Origin of the sequence: Halorubrum distributum JCM 13561 (assembly GCF_000337395.1) — an archaeon.
Lineage (GTDB): Archaea > Halobacteriota > Halobacteria > Halobacteriales > Haloferacaceae > Halorubrum > Halorubrum distributum.
This window is the reverse complement of sequence record NZ_AOJF01000049.1, coordinates 17,550-33,874: the sequence shown is the minus strand read 5'-3', so window position 1 is coordinate 33,874 and position 16,325 is coordinate 17,550. Positions and strand designations below refer to the sequence as shown.

The following is a 16,325-nucleotide window of genomic DNA, read 5'->3' as shown; positions in this document are numbered from 1 at the left end:
GGTGACCGCCGGATCGCTCAGTCGAGGTCCGGCGCCCGCTCGCCGGCCGGAATCACGATCTCCAGCCAGTTCTCCTCGGGCGGGAGCGGACAGGAGAACGTCTCGCTGTACGCGCAGAAGGGGCTGTACGCGAGGTTGAAGTCGATCGTGACGCCGTCGCCGTCGTCGAGGTCGCCCTCGGGCTCCAGCTCCATGTAGCGTCCCTGATGGTACGTCTGCTGGCCGGTCGTCTTGTCGCGGAAGGGGACGAAGATCGCGCCGTCGTCGCCCTCCTGTCGGTAGCCCGCCAAGGTGTGTTCCTCCCCGTCGACCTCGAACGCGAACGTGACGACCCGGAGGTACCGGACCGGGTTGCTCGCGGTCGTCTCCATCTCGACCGGCTCGGGATCGTCGTGGACCGTGACGGTCGCCTCGACGCGGTACTCCGGATCCGGCGGGAAGTAGTCGAGCCCGTCGAACTCGTCCCGGTGTTCCGGCGGGATCGGCGACTGCGGGTGGTCGTCGAAGAACTCGTCCTTCTCCCGGCGGTTCGCGCGGAGCCGCTCGGCGTAATCCTCGGTCATGGCCGGACCGACGGGCGCCGGCGGTTTCAGGCCCGCGGTTCGGCCGCCCTCCCCGTCCCGGGCGTCAGCTCACAGGGCCTGGAGGTCCGCGAGGCAGTCGTCGAGGTCGCGGTTCGACGTCGCCAGCGAGACGCCGTCGACGCGGGCGAGGTCGGCGGCGTGGTCCCACAGGTCGCCGTCCTCGATCCCGTGGAGCACGACCGCGTTCGGCGTCGGGCTCACGACCCGGAGCGCCACGAGCGGCGACTCGCCGCGCGTCACCCGCGTGAACACGAGCGCGCGGTTCGTCGACTGGCCGTACAGCCGGTAGAACTCCTCGCTGGAGAGGCGCGTGATCGCCTGTATCGAGTCGATAACCGTGTGGCCGTTCACGTGGTCGTGGTCGCCGCGGACGATCTCCGTCGCGCCCATCGCCTCGTAGAACTCTTCGAGGGGGACCGCCGTCGAGTACTCGCGGAGGTCGTGGACGATGTCGCTCTCGAACCCGGCCGAGAGCACCCGGGCGTGCTGGCGGAGTCGGCCGCCGCCGCGGCGCTCGTCGATGTCGAGGAGTCCTTCGACGGTGCGGCGGACGACGCCGATACCCGGGCTCTCCCGGCGACCGCTCTCGTAGTCCGAGACGACCGACGAGGAGACGCCGAGCTGGTCGGCGAGCTCGGTCTGCGAGACGTCGAAGTCCGTCCGCCACTTCCGGAGCGTCGCGCCCGGGTCGTCGCTCAGCGTTATCTCGCCGGCGATCCGGCGGGAGAGCTCCTCGCGTGCGTCGCTCATGCCGTGAACGGACGGCCGAGCGCCGCAAAAGGGTACCGTTCGTCGCGCGTCGAAAGCCGCTCAGCCTACTCCAGGTACAGCGAGTAGACGATGACCGCGAACCCGACCGCCGTGAGGAGGCCGTCGATGGCGATACCGACCGCGAGGTCGGCGCCGATGATCTGGTGGGAGACGCCGCCCAGCAGCGCGCCGACGGTGACGATCCCGAAGCCGACGCCGAGCTCCCGTAGCGAGCGGTCGCCGGTCCGGTCGTACGCGCGGAGCGCGTAGTAGGTGATGCTGCCACCGAGTAGCAGGATGGCGGTCTTTGCGACGATGATAGTCAGGTCGATGTACGGGCTCATGTTTCCTCTCGTAGCTCCGACCACAGGTCGGCAAGTCGCTCGTCTCGGGTCTGGTCCGGCCGAGAGAACTCCACGTCGAACTCGCGGCGGTCCGCGCCGTCCTCGCCGCCGTCGTCCACCGAGACGGTGACGGCGTCGAACGATACCGAGTACCGCGTCGTGTGCTGCCCGTCCCGGCGGATGTCGGTCGACTCAGAGAGCAGGGAGGCATCGGTGAGCTTCTCCAGCTTCCGGTAGGTCGTCGACAGGGGGATGTCGCACTCCTCGGAGAGCTCGCTCGCGGTCTTCGGCTCGGCGAGCGCCGCGACGATCCGACGGGCCGCGTCGTCGGCCAGCGCGTCGAGCACCTCGTCGACCGACGGCGGCTCCGGGTCTCGCGACGGGTCCCGCACCATGGGTGACGGTTCGGCCCCCGGAACTTAAACCATCGAACTTCTGTCCGACGCCAGGGCGGTCCGATCGGCCGACCGCCGACGGTCGAGTACCCGGCCGACCGGTCCGCGACGGCCGAGCCGGACGAGTCCCCCCGTTTTTGTACGGCCGCGACGTATCGCGGCTCGATGGACACGTGGAAGCGGCGGGTCGTGTTGTACGCGGTCTTTCTCGGCGTCATGCTCACGTTCACCGCCGTCGCCTACCAGTGGGGGATGAGCGCCTTCGAGGACGACCCCCGGACCCTGATCGAGTCGTTCCAGTTCGCGATCGAGATGTTCACGACGACCGGGTTCGGCGGCGACTCGTCGTCGTGGCAGAGCCAGCAGATGCACGCGTTCGTCGCCGTGATGGACCTCGTCGGGATGATGCTGCTCATCGGCGCGCTCCCGGTCGTCGCGACCCCGCTCCTCGAGTCCGCGTTCGCGACGAGCGTTCCCCGGTCGCTGGAGGGCGACGCCGAGGGGCACGTCGTGGTCTGTTCCGACACCACGCGCTCCGACGCGCTCTTGGACGAGTTCGAGTCGGAAGCGGTCCCGTACGTGGTCGTCGAGCCCGATCCCGAGCGGGCGCTGGCGCTGTACGAGGCGGGCCACACGGTCATCCGGGCCGACCCCGAGACGACCGACGGGCTCTCGAGCGCGCGGCTGACGGACGCGCGCGCCCTCGTCACCGACGTCTCCGACCGGGTGGACGCGAGCATCGTCCTCGCCGCGAAGGAGCTGTCGACGGACGTCCGCGCGATAAGCGTCGTCGAGGACCCGAGCCGCGAGCGGTACCACCGGCTCGCCGGCGCGGACGAGGTGCTCTCCCCGCGGTCGCTGCTCGGCGAGAGCCTCGCCTCGAAGGTGACGACGGCGGTGCGGACCGACCTCGACGAGGCGGTGGCGGTCGGCGACCTGCGGATCGCCGAGGTGTCGATCCACCACGGGAGCGGCCTCGCAGGGTCGACGCTCGCGGGGAGCCGGATCGGCGAGCGCACCGGCGTCGACGTGATCGGCGCGTGGTTCAACGGGGCGTTCGAGGCGGCCCCGCCGCCGGACGCGACGCTGTCCGCGGGGACAGTTCTGCTCGTCTCGGGGACCGAGGGGCAGGTGGAGCGGCTCGTCGACCTGACCAACTCGGCGGCCCGCCGGTTCGGCGCGGGAGAAACCCTCGTCGTCGGGTACGGCCAAGTCGGGAAGACCGTCGTGAACGCCCTCGAAGCGGCCGACCTCCCGGTGACCGTCGTCGACCGCGACGGCGGCGAGGCGATCGACGTGGTCGGCGACGCGACCGACCCGGAGACGCTGCGGGAGGCCGGCGTCGCCGACGCGCGCACCGTCGTCCTCGCCCTTCCCGACGACACGACGGCCGAGTTCTCGACGCTCGTGGTCCGCGATCTGGCGCCGAACGTGGAGCTGCTCGCGCGGGTCGAGGACCCCGAGAGCGTGCCGAAGATGCACCGGGCCGGCGCCGACTACGTCCTCTCCCTCTCGACGGTGACCGGGCGGATGTCGGCGTCGGCCGTCCTCACGGACCGCGACGTGCTCTCGCTGGACACCCACGTCGAGGTCGTCAAGAGCGAGGCGCCCGCCCTGAACGGCCGGACGATCGGGCAGGCGGCCGTCCGCGAGACCACCGGCTGTACCGTCATCGCCGTCGAGCGCGGCGACGGCCTCGTCACCGACGTGGGCCCGGAGACGCGGATCGAGCGGGGCGACGAGCTCGTCGTCGCCGGCACGGACGAGGGGGTCCGGGCGTTCGAGCGCGCGTTCGCCTGAGCCGGGTCCCCTCGCGAATTCGGCCCAGGCCACCCGTCGGGGTCGCGGCGCTGCCCCCGCTCGCGCCGCCGATCCCGCCGGGACGAGTCGAACGGTTCAAGTATTCGCTGGCTGTTCGTACCCGTATGAAAGACCAGGGACGCTCCGCGCGCAAGCGGACCGGCGGCCGACTCAAGCACGCCTCGAACAAGAAACGCCACCAGCTCGGCCGCGAGCCCGCCGAGACCACGGTGGGCGAGACGCGCCTCCAGTACATCGACGCCCGCGGCACGGACAAGAAGGTCCGCGCGCTCTCGACGAACGTCGCGCAGGTCGCCGACGACGGCGAGGTCAGCGAGGCCGAGATCGAGAACGTCGCCGACAACCCCGCGAACGTCAACTACGCCCGCCGGAACATCGTCACGAAGGGCGCCATTATCGAGACGTCCGCCGGCCGCGCGCGCGTCACCTCCCGCCCCGGCCAGACCGGCCAGGTCAACGCGGTCCTGCTCGACTGAGCGCGTCCTTTCTGAAGCTATTTCCGCACGCACGCCGACCAGCGACGCGTGTACCTCGGCGTCGACGAGGCCGGCAAGGGGCCCGCGCTCGGACCGATGGTCGCGGCGGCGGTGATCGCCGCCCCCGCGAGCCTCCCGGCCGACGTGGACGACTCGAAGCGGATCGCGCCGGCGCGGCGCGAGGAGATGGCCGCGGCTCTCAGGGGCGACCCCGACGTCGCGGTCGGCGTCGCCCGCGTCGAGCCCGCCGAGATCGACCGTCCGGACACCGACATGAACACGCTCACCGTCCGCGGGCAGGCGCGGGCGGTCGTCGACGCGCTCGCGGCCCTCCCCGCCGGCGTCGACGAACCGGTCCGCGTCGTCGCCGACGCGGGCGACACGAGCGAGGAGCGGTTCGCGGAGCGGCTCGCGCGGTTCGTCGCGGAGGGGGGAGAAGCGGCCGCGGGGGACGATGAAAACGGAGCCTCCGAGGAGGGCGATCACCTCCCCACCGTCGACGTGACGGCCGCCCACGGCGCCGACGAGGACGACCCCGTCGTGGGCGCGGCGAGCGTCGTCGCCAAGACGGTCCGCGACGCCGCGATGGCTGAGATCGACGCCGCGTATCCGGGATACGACGACCTCGGGAGCGGCTACCCGAGCGACCCGGCGACGCGGTCGTTCCTCGCCGCGTACGTCGGCGACCACGGGACGCTGCCCGACTGCGCGCGCGCGTCGTGGAGCACCTGCGAGGACGCGCTGGCGGCCGCCGAGCAGTCGGCGCTCGACGAGTTCTGAGCCGGTTCGAGGGGCCGGCGCCGCGGTGTTCTCAGATCAGCCCGCCGACGAGGCCGCCGACCGCCCCGACGAACGCCTCCCACACCGAGAAGCCGGTCGCGATCGCCAGCACGGTGTCCGCGCCGAAGAAGGCGAACAGCAGCGCGGAGCCCAGGTGCGCGAGCCGCATGTCGACCCGCCCGGCGAACTTGTGGAAGAAGTAGGCGTTCGCGAGGCTCACCGGAATAATCGCGAACATCTCGCCGAACCAGATGGCGGATGTCGCCCCGTACTGGACCGCTAAGCCGATCGTGACGAGCTGGGTCTTGTCGCCGAACTCGCCGGTCGCGGTGAGCGCGAAGATGGGCAGGAAGCCGCCGAGCGACCCCGAGTACCGGTCGAGCCGCCCCGGCAGCGAGAGGTCGTCGAACGCGGCCATCCCGCCGTCCGTGCGCTCCGCCTCGGGGCTCGTTCCGCGGGGCGGTGCGGAGCGGTACAGGAGGACCGCGAAGACGAAGAACAGGACCGCCGTCACGGCGTTGAGCACGAGCGGCGGCAGCGCCGACTGGAGCGCCTGCCCGAACGCGATCTCGACGGCGGTCCACCCGGCGAACGCGGACCCCGCGGCGGCGACGACGATCTTCGGGTCGTACTTCGTCGCGAGCCCGGCGATCATCAGCTGGACCTTCTCGCCCGGGAGCACCGCCAGCTGGGCGGCGAACGCGACGACGAGGATCTCGACGTAGCCGGTCATGCGTCGCTCGCCTCCTGGCCGTCGCCGGCGGCGCTCGACTCCGCGGCGCGGCGGACGTACACGCGGTCCGCGACCGCCTCCGGTAGTCCGTGTTCGTCGCCGTCGCTCGTCCGCACGGTGACCAGCCCGAAGGAGGTCACGTCGACGACCTCGACGGTCGTGCCCGGGGTGATCCCCGCGTCGACGAGGAACTCCAACACGTCGGGGTCGCGGTCGCTGATGCGGGCGACCGTGCCCCGTTCGCCGGGCGCTAAGGCCGCGACGAGCGCGGTGCCGGCGTCCTCCGGCGTCGACAGGTCCGCCGGCGGGATCGGGTCCCCGTGCGGGTCGGCGGCGGGGTAGTCGAGGAGGCGCTCGACGCGCCGAGTGAACTCCTCGCTGACGTGGTGTTCGAGCGCGTCGGCCTCGTCGTGCACCTCGGTCGGCTCGTAGTCCAGCTGTTCGGCGAGGAACGCCTCGATGAGCCGGTGCCGGCGCACGACCTCCAGCGCGGCGACCTCGCCGGCGGGCGTCAGCTCGACGCCCGTGTACTTCTCGCGGGAGAGCAGGCCCCGCTCGGAGAGCGTCTCCACCATGCTCGTCACGGTCGCGGGGGTCTTGTCGAGCGCCCCCGCGATCTGCGAGGTGGAGACGGGCGGCCCCGCCCGCGACTCGATCCGGTAGATCGCCTTGAGGTAGTCCTCGACGGCGTCGGTCGGCATACCTGCTTTTGACGGATCTAAATTAATAGTTTGTCGGGTCGTCGTTCAGTCTCTGACGGAGCTCCGGCGGCGGCCCCTTCGGGATCACGAACGAGAAAAATAGCGCTCCGGAGGCGTGACAACTGATCGAACGTCGCATTTGACCGGAAAACGGGTGACCGCGGAGCCCGAGCCGGGTTACCTGACCGTCAGCAGGCGGCGCAGGATGTCGCCGTACGCGGGGCGGGTGATCAGCACGCCTATCAGCACGCCGAGGACGGTGAAGATGGCGAACCCGGAGAGGTCCCCGAGCGACAGCACCATCAGCGGCGACATCGCGATGATCGTCGTCGCCGCGGCCGCGCCGATGACCCAGAACGCCTGTCGGAACCGCGAGTCGAACACCGTCCGGGAGCTCACGTCGCCCTCGCTCATCACCTGGTCGGCGATGATGACGAGGTCGTCGACCCCGGTCCCGACCACGGCGATGAAGCCCGCGATCACCGCGAGTTCGAGCGGGTAGCCGAGCAGCGCCGCGAAGCCGAGCAGCGTGTACACCTCGGCCAGCGCCGTGACGATCATCGGCAGGGCGACCCGCGGTTCGCGGTAGCGGAGGAACACCATCCCGGCGACCGCGAACACCGAGAGCACCCCGATGATGAGCGAGTACGTCCGGAAGTTCTCCCCCTGCGAGGCCGAGATGGACGAGGAGGTGCCCTCGCCGCTGATGTCGAGGTCGGCCGGGAGCGCGCCGGCGCGGAGGTTCAGCGAGATCTGCTGGGCCTCTGCGAACTCCCCGGTCGTGAGCCGGAACCGCCCGGTCTCCGCCCACGAGCCGGTGCCCATGTCGTCCGCGAGGCCGGAGTCCATCCCGAAGGAGTTGATGACCTCGCCGTCGACGACGAGCAGGAGACACGGGTTCCGATCCCCGTTCACCTCTTCTATCTCGCCGGTCTCGGAGTTGTACCCGCACTGGTCCGCCTGCGTCTCGTACGCGTCCGGGAAGCCGCGCTGCGCGACCGCGTCTTGGAAGGCGTGCGCCGGCGACTGGCCGTCGTCGTCGCTGTTGCGGACGGTGACGGGCACGTACGCCCCCGGGCCGCGGTCGCTTTGCGTCGCGGTCCCGATCTCGTCGAAGTCGCCCTGGATCAGCGCACCCTCCTGAACGGCTGTCCCGTTCCCGTCGGTGTACGCGATGTCGATCCGGACGGTCCCGCGCTCTTCGAGGAGGTCGATCACTTCCTGCCGACCCTGCCCCGGAACCTCGACGAGGATGAAGTGCTCGCCGGTGATCGACTGGACCTGCTGGACGCTCCCGCCGGAGAGCCCCGCCTCGTTGATCTTCCCCTGGATGACGTTCATCGTCTCGTCGCGCGTCTCCTGCGTGACGCCCGAGCGGATCCCGCCGTACTCGTAGCCGGCGGCGTCCATCGCGGCCCGGAACTGGGACTCGGTCACGGTGGGATCCGTGACCTCCACCGCGCTCTCGTCGGGGACGACGCCGACGTTCCGGGTCGAGGCGTTGTCCAACTCGGCCGCGACCGCATCCGCGACCGCCTCGGGACTCTCTCCCCCGAGCGCCACGTCGGTGGCGGTGTACCCCGAGAGCGGCGCGCGGACGCGGGTCCCGCCCGCCAAGTCGAGGCCGTACTGGAGGTTCGTGATCCCCTGTCGGGCCTCGCTCGCGTTCTCGCCGGGCGCCGGCTCCGGACCGAACCCGGGGCCGAACAGCGCCACCGTCGACCCGAGCACGACGACGACCAGCAGCAGGATCCGCCAGTTCTCCTTGATCGGTTCGAGCATTACCGGGCCACCCCCTCGAACTTGTACCAGCGAAGCAGCGAGACGTTGAGCAGGTACGTGTTCATCAGGTCGGCGCAGAGCCCGATCGAGAGGATGATCCCGATGTCACGGAGGAGTCCGACGCCGAACACCGAGGCGACGATAGCCATCACGACCATCGCGGCGATGGAGGTGAGCGTCATCGTCACCCCCGTCCGCATCGCGCGGCTGACCGACTCGTAGAACTCGCCGGTCCGCCGCAGCACGGAGTCGTTCAACAGGATGTCCGAGTCGACGCTGTACCCGATGATCATCAAAAGCGCCGCGATCGTCCCGAGCGTCATCTCGATGCCGAGGAGGTTCATCGCCGCGATCGGGATGACGAGGTCGGAGAACGCGGACGCGACGACCGCGAGCGAGGGGACGAACGTCCGGAACAGCGCGAACACGAGCACGCTCATCCCGAGGAACGCGAGCGCCACGCCGAAGAGCGCAGTCCGCGCGGTGTCGCTCGCGAAGCTCGCCGACACCTGATCGACCGCTAACGTGGTAAACCCGGCCGCGTCGGCTTGGTCTTGGAGGTTACTCGCGAACCCCTCCGGATCGTTTTCCGTCGCCTGGAACGTAACGACGACGACCCTCCCCTCGTCGACGTCGTCGCTCAGAATCGTCCGGACCGAGTCGGGCTCGCGGTCAAACGCCGTCTGAACCTGCTGTTCGACATCGCCTCCGTCGGCTGCGACTCGCAGTTCGACGCCGCCGGTGAACTCCAGCCCCATGTTCGCCGGCGCACCGGTGGCGACGACCCAGCCGCCGATGATCGCCAGCGCGAGGACCAGAAACGCGAGCGGCACCGCCGCGAGCTGCCGGTTCGAGTAGTCGGTGTAGTTGACCTCCGGCACCTCGATCGCTACCATAACCACCGCTTCCTCCGCGGGCGCGAATAAGCCTTCTTATCTGCGAGGCCGCGGCGGCTCGGTCGCCCTCGCTACGGGAGGTATCGGACCGCCACGACGCCCGGCTCCGCGCGTATCTCGACGCGGTTCACGCCGAGCCGAGCCGCGCGCGAGAGCGTCCCCTCGCGGTCGTCTATCACGTCGGCGACCGCCGCCTCCGTCTCCGACTCCGGCGGCGTCAGCACGTGCACCTGGCCGACGCCCGCGCGCTCCTCCCGGGCGAGTTCCCCGGTCTCGGTCTCCGCGGCGAGCTCGCGCTCGTGGACGGTCGGCGGCTCCGGGCTCTCCTCGATCGACAGCGGCCGGCGCTCCGCGACCTCGATCACCTGGTAGGTGACCTCCATCGGGGGGTCGGGGGCGACGGTCGCCTCCACGGCGTCGTCGACGTCGAGGCCGGGGTTCGAGCTCAGCGTGTGTACCTGTCCGTCGTGGACGTCCTTCAGCACGGCCGAGTCGCTCTCGACGTGCGTGACGAGGAACGTGCTCTCCTTCTCGTCGGTCATTGCGCCGCGGTAGTCGCCCCGACGACTTCCGGCTTTCGAGCCGCGGCCGGCGACTCGTCGCTCACGCGGACGCCTCGTCGACCGCCGCGTCGGCGTCCGACCCGCCCCGAAGTCTGAAATGGGTTGCGAAGATCGCGAGCGCCGCCGCCACGGGCGGGACGAACCCGGCTAACTGCGGGAGCGCGTACAGCGCGCCGACAACGGCGGAATCGGTCTGCTGGAGGTCTTGCGGCGTAGAGATAACTAGTGCGACGAACAGCGAGACGAGGAACAGGAAGCCGGCGATCCCCATCCACCGGTCGTACGTCGGCGCGACGCGGTCGCCGCGGCGGTGGCGACGAGCGACGAACAGGATCGGCGCGAGCAGCGGGCCGACGGTGGCCAGCCCGGCAACTACGAACAGCGATCGAGAGAAGAGAAAGGTCCCACCCTGCGCCGAGACCGTTTCGGCCATCCAGACGACCAAGGCGGAGGTGAACAACAGCGCCGCGAACGCGGCCGCCAGCGCGCCGAGCGCGGCGTACGCGCGCATGGTCCACGACTCGGTCGCGCGGAACGCGTAGGGGATCGCGCCGAACACCCCGCGGTAGCTCTCTGCCATCACACGCGGTAGGCGCGTCGGCGAATTAAACCCCTCGTCGGCGGGAAGCCATTTATAGGCGCGACCGGATCCTCCCCACGTGGGTCTCTACGACGCCTACCTCGCGACGCGCCACCGCCTCCACGACGCCGAGCCCCCGGCACACGTCGCCTTGGTGCTCACCGAGCGCGACCTCCTCGCCGACGGCGCGTTCGACACGCTCTCGTCGGCGATCGGCTGGGCGTTCGAGTACGGCGCGGAGCGCGTCACCGTCTCCGTCTCCGTCCTCGACCGCGCGGTCGCCCCGACGCTCGTCCGTGAGTTACGGCGGCTCGACATACCGGCAGAGACCGTGGTCCGCGGTCCGGAAGTCGACGGGTCGCCGGAGCAGGGGGGCCCGGACGCGGCGACGGAGTCCGACGACGCCCCGGTCCGAATCCTGGTCGGGCTCGGCGGCAAAGCGGAGTTCGCCGGCGCGGTCCGCGAACTCGCGAGCGACGTCGCGGCCGGCGAGATAACACCCGAGGCCATCGACGAGACCGACGTCGCGGAGCGGCTGCTGTTCCCAGAGGAGCCCGACCTGGTCATCAAGACCGGCGCCGAGCGGCTCTCCGACTTCGCCATCTGGCAGTCGGTGTACGCGGAGCTGTACTTCACCGACGTGAACTGGCGGGACTTCCGCAGGCGCGAGTACCTCCGGGCGGTGTTGGACTACCAGAACCGGCAGCGCCGGTTCGGCCGGTAGGTTGCGTCGGTTCGGTCGGTGACTGCCCTCTCAGAACTGACCCTGCCAGACGAAGGTGAAAAGCAGGGTGAACGTCACCAGCGCGCCCACCGTCGAGAGGATCGGCACGATGTTCTGCATCAACACGACGCGCGCGCTCGTGCCCGGGTTGAACAGGTCCGAGGCCGAGGGGATGTCGCTCGCGTCCCCCTCGCCGATCTCCGGCATCTCGTCGGCCGTCAGCGCGCCGACGGAGACCTTCGGCTCCTTCTCGCCTTTGATCCCCTGTCGCACCGTCACCGTGCGCGTCGCGCGCCCCCAGCCCAGTCCGACGATCGACATCGTCGCGATGATCACGAACGAGGCGGGGATGCCGACCGCAGAGAGGCTGATGACGATCCCGGAGGAGACGACGGCGACGACGATGGCGGCCGTCAGCGGGAGGTCGGTGATGTCGTTGCCGAGCGTGTCGAGCGTCCGTCGGGCGATGGTGAACGCGCCGACCGCGACCGCGGCGCTCCCGAGGAGGATCATCGGCGTCATCTCCACGCCGTCGAGCGCGACGAGCGGCGCGATGGCGTTCGCGATGTTCGAGGTGCCCGAGGAGAACGCCATCAGACAGCCGATGGAGATGACGACGATCCCGCCCGTCAGCTCGCGCCGCGTCGTGTTCGGACCGAGGACCGGCCGCGGGATCAGCCCCGAGCGGTCGAACTCGAACAGCGCGCCCTCGGTGCTCTCTATCGCCACCCAGCGGTCGATCGCGGAGTAGAAGTAGCGCCCGACGACGCCCGACACCCAGAACCCGATGATCGGCGCGACGAGCCACCAGATCGCGATCTCGCCCATCACCGCCCAGTCGAGGGTGTTCGTCGCGATCCCCAGCCCGGCGATGGAGCCGACCGCCGTCATCGACGTCGACGCCGGCACGCCGGCGAAGTTGCCGACGAACAGCGCGCCGCCGATGAAGAAGAGCACGATGATGCTCGTCTCCAGCGTGAACACGTTCGCGCCGGTGACGAGGTCCTCGCCCAGCGTCGTCACCACGCGCTGGCCCAGCGTCCCCGCGCCGATGAAGAAGAACACCGACATCAGCGCCGCCGCGCCCGCTTTCGATATCACGTCCGCGCCGACCGCCGGCCCGAACGCCGGTCCCGTCGTCGCCCCGCCGATGTTGTATCCGACGAACGCCGCCACCGCGACGCCGACGAGAAGAAGAAGCTCAATCATATACGCGAACAGAGGACACACGCGCTGTTAAACGGACGGGGTCTGTCTCCGTCGGCCGCGCACGCATTGCGCCCGCGGGTGGTCACGAGCGAGACGGGCGCGAACGCGGACGGTATTTAAATGACGGTGCGATCCGGTGCGACTTACTTATAAATGAACGAGGCGGTGGCGCGTGCCGACGAGCGGCCGCCCCCGGCGGCCGCGAGGAGCACGCGCGAGGGAGTTGCTGGCGGCCGGAGCGCAGCGAAGGCCGCCAGCGACGAGGCTGGGGAGGCGTGAGGCGCTGTGCGGAGCGGTACGGGGCGGGACTCAAAGGGGCAGTCGCCGGCGGCTTCGCCGCCGGCTGCCCGTGGCGCGTAGCGCCACGCTGCCGCAAGGCGGGCGCAGACGACGCAAGCACCGCAACGAGGGAGCGGTAGCGACCGAGTGAGGAGCGCAGCGAGTGTGCGTCCGCCTCGCGGCTGGGGCTTTGGAGGTGTGCTCCGCCGATCTGCCGCCGATTTATAAATAACTGATAGCGTTCAAATCTCTCTCGGCGATTTTCCTCGCTTCGCTCGGAAAATGCACCGGCCGAGACTCCCGCGAGAGGAGCGAACGGGAGTCAGGCCGGGGCACGACTGAAAGGAGTGCACCGGCCGAGATTTGAACTCGGGTTGCAACCATGGCAAGGTTGCGTGATACCACTACACTACCGGTGCGTGCTTCGCATCTCGCAGTTGGTCGGAGACTCACTTAAACCTGTCACATCGGGACTGCGGTGCGTCGTTGCCCTCGTCGCCGCTTCGTCGCTCACTCTCCCCGCAGTCGCGCGATCTCGTCCGCGTGCGCGTCGTGAAGATCGGCGAACGCGGCGGCCTCCGCATCTTCCTGCGTCCCGCTCTCACGCCGGTCACGGATCCGCCGCTTGATCGCCGCGAGCGCGTCGGCCTCGCCGGCAGCGATCTCGTCGGCCACCGAGCGCGGATCGTCGACGACGCGCGAGACGAGCCCGGTCCGCAGCGCGGCGTCCGCGTCGAGGACCCGCCCCGAGAGCGCGAAGTCGAGCGCGTCGCCCTCGCCCATGACGCGAGGGAGCCTGACGGTCCCGCCCCAGGCGCCGAACAATCCCAAGGAGACGCCGGGCTCGGCCAGCGTCGCCCGCGGGGTCGCGACCCGGACGTCCGCCGCCAGCGCCAGTTCGACGCCGCCCCCGCGGGCCGGGCCGTCGATCCCGCAGACGACGACCGACGGCGACTCCTCGATGGCGGCCGCGACGCGCTGGCCCCGCCGCGCGAACGCCTGCGGGTCGTCGAGCCCGGCGACCGCGTCGAGGTCGGCGCCGGCGCAGAAGGCGTCGCCCGCGCCGCGGAGGAGCGTCACCGGCGGGTGCGCGGCGTCGCGGTCACCCGCGTCGCGGTCGCCCGCGTCGCCCCCGCCTTCGGTCTCCGCGAGGGCCTCGCGCAGGGCGGTCAGGTCCGCGGGGCGGAGCGCGTTGCGGGCCTCGGGGCGGTCGAGCGTGACGACGCGCACGTCGCCGTCGGTTCGGGTCCGGATCACGGTACGGGATTCCGTTCGTTTCCAAAGGTCTTTGCCCTTCGCTCGTCTATCGAACAGCAATGGACGATGCCGCGCGAGCGCGTGACGCCGCGCGCGAGGCGCTCGCGGACGTGGAACCCGAACAGCTCCGCGAGGCCCTCGACGCCCGACTCGTCGACGCCGCGGTCACCCCCGGGGTGCTGGCGTTGGTCACGGCTCGCGCGCTGGAGCCGGAGGTCGACCTCGCGGACGTGGCCGACCGCGCCGCGGGCGTGCAGCTCATCTACGAGGGCCTGCGGCTCACCCGCACGGTGGCCCGCGAGGAGCCGTGGGTGACCGCGCCGACCGCCGCGGCCGACATCGACGCCGACATGGAGATCCTCGCCGCCGACGTGCTCGTCTCGCGCGGCTTCTCGCTTCTGGCCTGTACCGACGCCGCCCGGCCCGCGGTCGACGTGGTGCGCGCGTTCGGCCGCGACCAGACGCTCCGCGACCGCGAGGGGACGGACGCCGAAACGGCAGCGGGACTCGACCGCAACCTGGAGGTGGACGCCCTCGAACTCGCGGTCGTCGCCGGCACCACCGCGGTCGGCGGCGACCCGCCCGAGGAGCTGCTCGAATACGCCCGCGACCTCGCGGCCGACTGCGACGGGGAGTTCCCGCCCGCGGGTCGGGCGCTGCCGGACGCGACCGCCGACCGCATCGCCGACATCTCCGAGCGGGCCGTCAGCGCGACCGATCGGTGACCGGTGCGGTGACGACGGACGACACCCCTCGGATTCCCCGACGCCGCGCCGGGGAATCGAAACCCATAAAGTCGAATCCGGTCAACGACAGTTTGCGTGCCTGGGTAGCTTAGCGGTAAAGCGCGTCCTTGGTAAGGACGAGACCGGGGGTTCAAATCCCCCCTCAGGCTTTTCTTATTCTCCGCACTTTCACGTCCTCGAGAGTACGTTTCGCGAAGAGTTCTGATCAGCGAACTCGGTGAGGGCAGTGAAGTTCCTGTGACACGAGATAATCACTAAGTACCATACTGCGGTATCGAGAGACGTGGCGGACGAGTACCTGAGACGTACCGCAATTACTCGCCTAACTCTCACCAGCGAGCAGAGAACGCTGCTCGACACCACCATCTCTGAGTGGAAACGCGCCTGTAACATCAGCAGTCGTATCGGATGGAGAGCAAATGAAGCGCGGAAAACACGTCTTCAAAAGCTCGCCTACGACGAGGTGCGAGAAGAGACACGTCTCGGGAGCCAACACACGATACTCGCCACTCATCAAGCCGCAGCGGCACTCAGCGGCATCGATGATATCGAAGCTCTTGAAGAGGATTACGCCACCTCTCGGCCGGAGTTCACGGCAGACACGGTGAAGTACGACACGCGCACGATGACGTTGTTCGACGACGGAACCGTCTCTCTTTCTACAGTCGGAGACCGTATCCGATGTGAACTCGTGCTGCCGGACGACGAGAACGGATACCAATACCAGTACCTCGACAGCGAGGCGTGGGAGATCACTGAATCCACACTCTCACGGCGCGATGGTGGGTACTACATTCACTTGGGGTTCCGGAAACCCAAGCCCAAGAAACGAGCCGAGATACGGGATGACACCGAGGACAGGACAGTTCTCGGCGTCGATCTCGGTATCGCAAACATCGCGACCACCTCGACAGCGTACTTCGCATCCGGTGACGAACTCCGGCACCGACACCGAGAGTTTGAGCGAATCCGCGGTCGGCTCCAACGGACGGGTACACAGTCCGCGCACCGAACGATTCAACAGATGAGTGGGCGGGAATCGCGACACGTCCGGAACACGCTTCACGAGGTCGCCAACGACATCATCGACGAGGCCCTTGAACACGACTGCGAGTACATCGCCTTCGAGAACCTCCGGCACATCCGAGACTGTGCGCCTCGGGTGAAGGAGTTCCACCAGTGGGCGCATCGACAGCTCGTGGACATGGTAGAGTCCAAAGCGGACGCGGAGGGGCTCCGTGTCGTGTACGTGTCACCGGAGAACACGAGTCGGCGGTGCCCGGAATGCGGTCACACGAGTGAAGGGAACCGAATCGTGCGCTCGGAGTTCGAGTGCCAATCGTGTGGTGAGACGGGGAACGCGGACTACGTCGGCGCGAAGAACGTCGGATGGAGGTACGTCCGTCGGGGCCTACAGTCGTCTCGGCGGACGGGCGACAGTCAACTCGCCCTGAAGTCAGGAACCGTGACGCCGAATCGGGGATTCGTCCCGAGCGACTGACCGTCGATGGAGGCAGAGTTCACTGACAAGTTTCGCGTCATCATTCGCGGGACGGTTGACATCTCGGCCTAGGCTTTCTCTGCGTTTGCTTTCTGTCCGCGTCTACCTGTCTCGACAAGATCTGTCTTCGAGTCGGCCCTCTCGCTACGCAGCGTAGCTCGTACCGAGATACAGTCTCTCGTGACACACAGCGCGACGTGACTC

Annotated in this window: 18 protein-coding genes and 2 tRNA genes; 7 read left to right on the top strand and 13 right to left on the bottom strand. The window is 69.4% G+C overall.

Annotation, left to right across the window (positions count from 1 at the left end):
* Positions 1–17: 17 nt before the first annotated feature.
* From C470_RS11635 to C470_RS11620, 4 genes are all read right to left on the bottom strand, one after another.
* Positions 18–563 (bottom strand): DUF1684 domain-containing protein, encoded by a 546-nt coding sequence (locus C470_RS11635; RefSeq protein WP_008367423.1) that lies wholly within the window; start codon positions 561–563, stop codon positions 18–20.
* Positions 564–632: 69 nt separating this feature from the next.
* Entirely contained in the window at positions 633–1,334 is a 702-nt protein-coding gene (locus C470_RS11630) for a helix-turn-helix domain-containing protein (RefSeq protein ID WP_004597039.1), read from the bottom strand.
* 65 nt (positions 1,335–1,399) lie between these two features.
* Positions 1,400–1,678 (bottom strand): DUF7521 family protein, encoded by a 279-nt coding sequence (locus C470_RS11625; protein ID WP_004597041.1) that lies wholly within the window; start codon positions 1,676–1,678, stop codon positions 1,400–1,402.
* On the bottom strand, positions 1,675–2,073 hold the full coding sequence (locus C470_RS11620; RefSeq protein WP_008367420.1) for an ArsR/SmtB family transcription factor: 399 nt from the start codon (positions 2,071–2,073) through the stop codon (positions 1,675–1,677). The genes C470_RS11625 and C470_RS11620 overlap by 4 nt, the downstream gene beginning before the upstream one ends.
* 165 nt (positions 2,074–2,238) lie before the next feature.
* On the opposite strand from C470_RS11620, the gene C470_RS11615 reads away from it, so the two are divergent.
* The 3 genes from C470_RS11615 to rnhB all read left to right on the top strand — a co-directional run bounded on the left by C470_RS11615 (position 2,239) and on the right by rnhB (position 5,150).
* Positions 2,239–3,873 carry a potassium channel family protein gene (locus C470_RS11615; protein ID WP_007996502.1) on the top strand — a complete coding sequence of 545 codons (1,635 nt, stop codon included), beginning with the start codon at positions 2,239–2,241 and terminating at the stop codon, positions 3,871–3,873.
* Between the two features lie 125 nt (positions 3,874–3,998).
* Positions 3,999–4,370: a 30S ribosomal protein S8e gene (locus tag C470_RS11610; protein WP_007345277.1), complete on the top strand. Its 372-nt coding sequence runs from the start codon at positions 3,999–4,001 to the stop codon at positions 4,368–4,370.
* 48 nt (positions 4,371–4,418) lie between these two features.
* Positions 4,419–5,150, top strand: a complete 732-nt coding sequence (gene rnhB, locus C470_RS11605; RefSeq protein WP_008367417.1) for a ribonuclease HII — start codon at positions 4,419–4,421, stop codon at positions 5,148–5,150.
* A 31-nt stretch (positions 5,151–5,181) separates the two neighbouring features.
* Here rnhB and C470_RS11600 read toward each other — a convergent pair whose 3' ends face one another.
* From C470_RS11600 to C470_RS11575, 6 genes are all read right to left on the bottom strand, one after another.
* Positions 5,182–5,883 carry a TMEM165/GDT1 family protein gene (locus C470_RS11600; protein WP_004597051.1) on the bottom strand — a complete coding sequence of 234 codons (702 nt, stop codon included), beginning with the start codon at positions 5,881–5,883 and terminating at the stop codon, positions 5,182–5,184.
* Positions 5,880–6,584: a metal-dependent transcriptional regulator gene (locus tag C470_RS11595; RefSeq protein WP_007345278.1), complete on the bottom strand. Its 705-nt coding sequence runs from the start codon at positions 6,582–6,584 to the stop codon at positions 5,880–5,882. The genes C470_RS11600 and C470_RS11595 overlap by 4 nt, the downstream gene beginning before the upstream one ends.
* Positions 6,585–6,761: 177 nt before the next feature.
* Positions 6,762–8,366 carry a preprotein translocase subunit SecD gene (locus tag C470_RS11590; protein WP_008367414.1) on the bottom strand — a complete coding sequence of 535 codons (1,605 nt, stop codon included), beginning with the start codon at positions 8,364–8,366 and terminating at the stop codon, positions 6,762–6,764.
* Positions 8,366–9,262 carry a protein translocase subunit SecF gene (gene secF, locus C470_RS11585; protein ID WP_008367412.1) on the bottom strand — a complete coding sequence of 299 codons (897 nt, stop codon included), beginning with the start codon at positions 9,260–9,262 and terminating at the stop codon, positions 8,366–8,368. Before secF ends, C470_RS11590 begins: the two co-directional genes overlap by 1 nt.
* Before the next feature lie 71 nt (positions 9,263–9,333).
* The gene (locus tag C470_RS11580; protein WP_008367409.1) at positions 9,334–9,804 is read right to left on the bottom strand and encodes a DUF5812 family protein; all 471 of its coding nucleotides are present in this window, start codon (positions 9,802–9,804) and stop codon (positions 9,334–9,336) included.
* A gap of 61 nt (positions 9,805–9,865) precedes the next feature.
* Positions 9,866–10,405, bottom strand: coding sequence for a hypothetical protein (locus C470_RS11575; protein ID WP_008367407.1), 540 nt, complete (start codon positions 10,403–10,405; stop codon positions 9,866–9,868).
* Between the two features lie 79 nt (positions 10,406–10,484).
* Here C470_RS11575 and C470_RS11570 point away from each other — a divergent pair, with 79 nt between their 5' ends.
* Complete coding sequence (locus C470_RS11570) at positions 10,485–11,129, top strand: undecaprenyl diphosphate synthase family protein (RefSeq protein ID WP_004597059.1); 645 nt, start codon at positions 10,485–10,487, stop codon at positions 11,127–11,129.
* Positions 11,130–11,159: 30 nt separating this feature from the next.
* On the opposite strand, the gene C470_RS11565 is transcribed toward C470_RS11570, so the two are convergent.
* From C470_RS11565 to C470_RS11555, 3 genes are all read right to left on the bottom strand, one after another.
* A complete protein-coding gene (locus tag C470_RS11565; protein ID WP_008367404.1) occupies positions 11,160–12,338 on the bottom strand; it encodes an inorganic phosphate transporter in 1,179 nt (392 codons plus the stop codon).
* Between the two features lie 627 nt (positions 12,339–12,965).
* Positions 12,966–13,036: transfer RNA gene (locus C470_RS11560), tRNA-Gly, on the bottom strand.
* 91 nt (positions 13,037–13,127) lie between these two features.
* Positions 13,128–13,874: an enoyl-CoA hydratase/isomerase family protein gene (locus C470_RS11555; protein WP_008367403.1), complete on the bottom strand. Its 747-nt coding sequence runs from the start codon at positions 13,872–13,874 to the stop codon at positions 13,128–13,130.
* A gap of 59 nt (positions 13,875–13,933) precedes the next feature.
* Between C470_RS11555 and C470_RS11550 the strand changes: the two genes are divergently transcribed.
* The 3 genes from C470_RS11550 to C470_RS11540 all read left to right on the top strand — a co-directional run bounded on the left by C470_RS11550 (position 13,934) and on the right by C470_RS11540 (position 16,121).
* Positions 13,934–14,599: a DUF7114 family protein gene (locus C470_RS11550; protein ID WP_004597062.1), complete on the top strand. Its 666-nt coding sequence runs from the start codon at positions 13,934–13,936 to the stop codon at positions 14,597–14,599.
* A 98-nt stretch (positions 14,600–14,697) separates the two neighbouring features.
* Positions 14,698–14,769: transfer RNA gene (locus C470_RS11545), tRNA-Thr, on the top strand.
* A gap of 134 nt (positions 14,770–14,903) precedes the next feature.
* Positions 14,904–16,121 (top strand): RNA-guided endonuclease InsQ/TnpB family protein, encoded by a 1,218-nt coding sequence (locus tag C470_RS11540; protein WP_049908710.1) that lies wholly within the window; start codon positions 14,904–14,906, stop codon positions 16,119–16,121.
* Positions 16,122–16,325 lie beyond the last annotated feature (204 nt).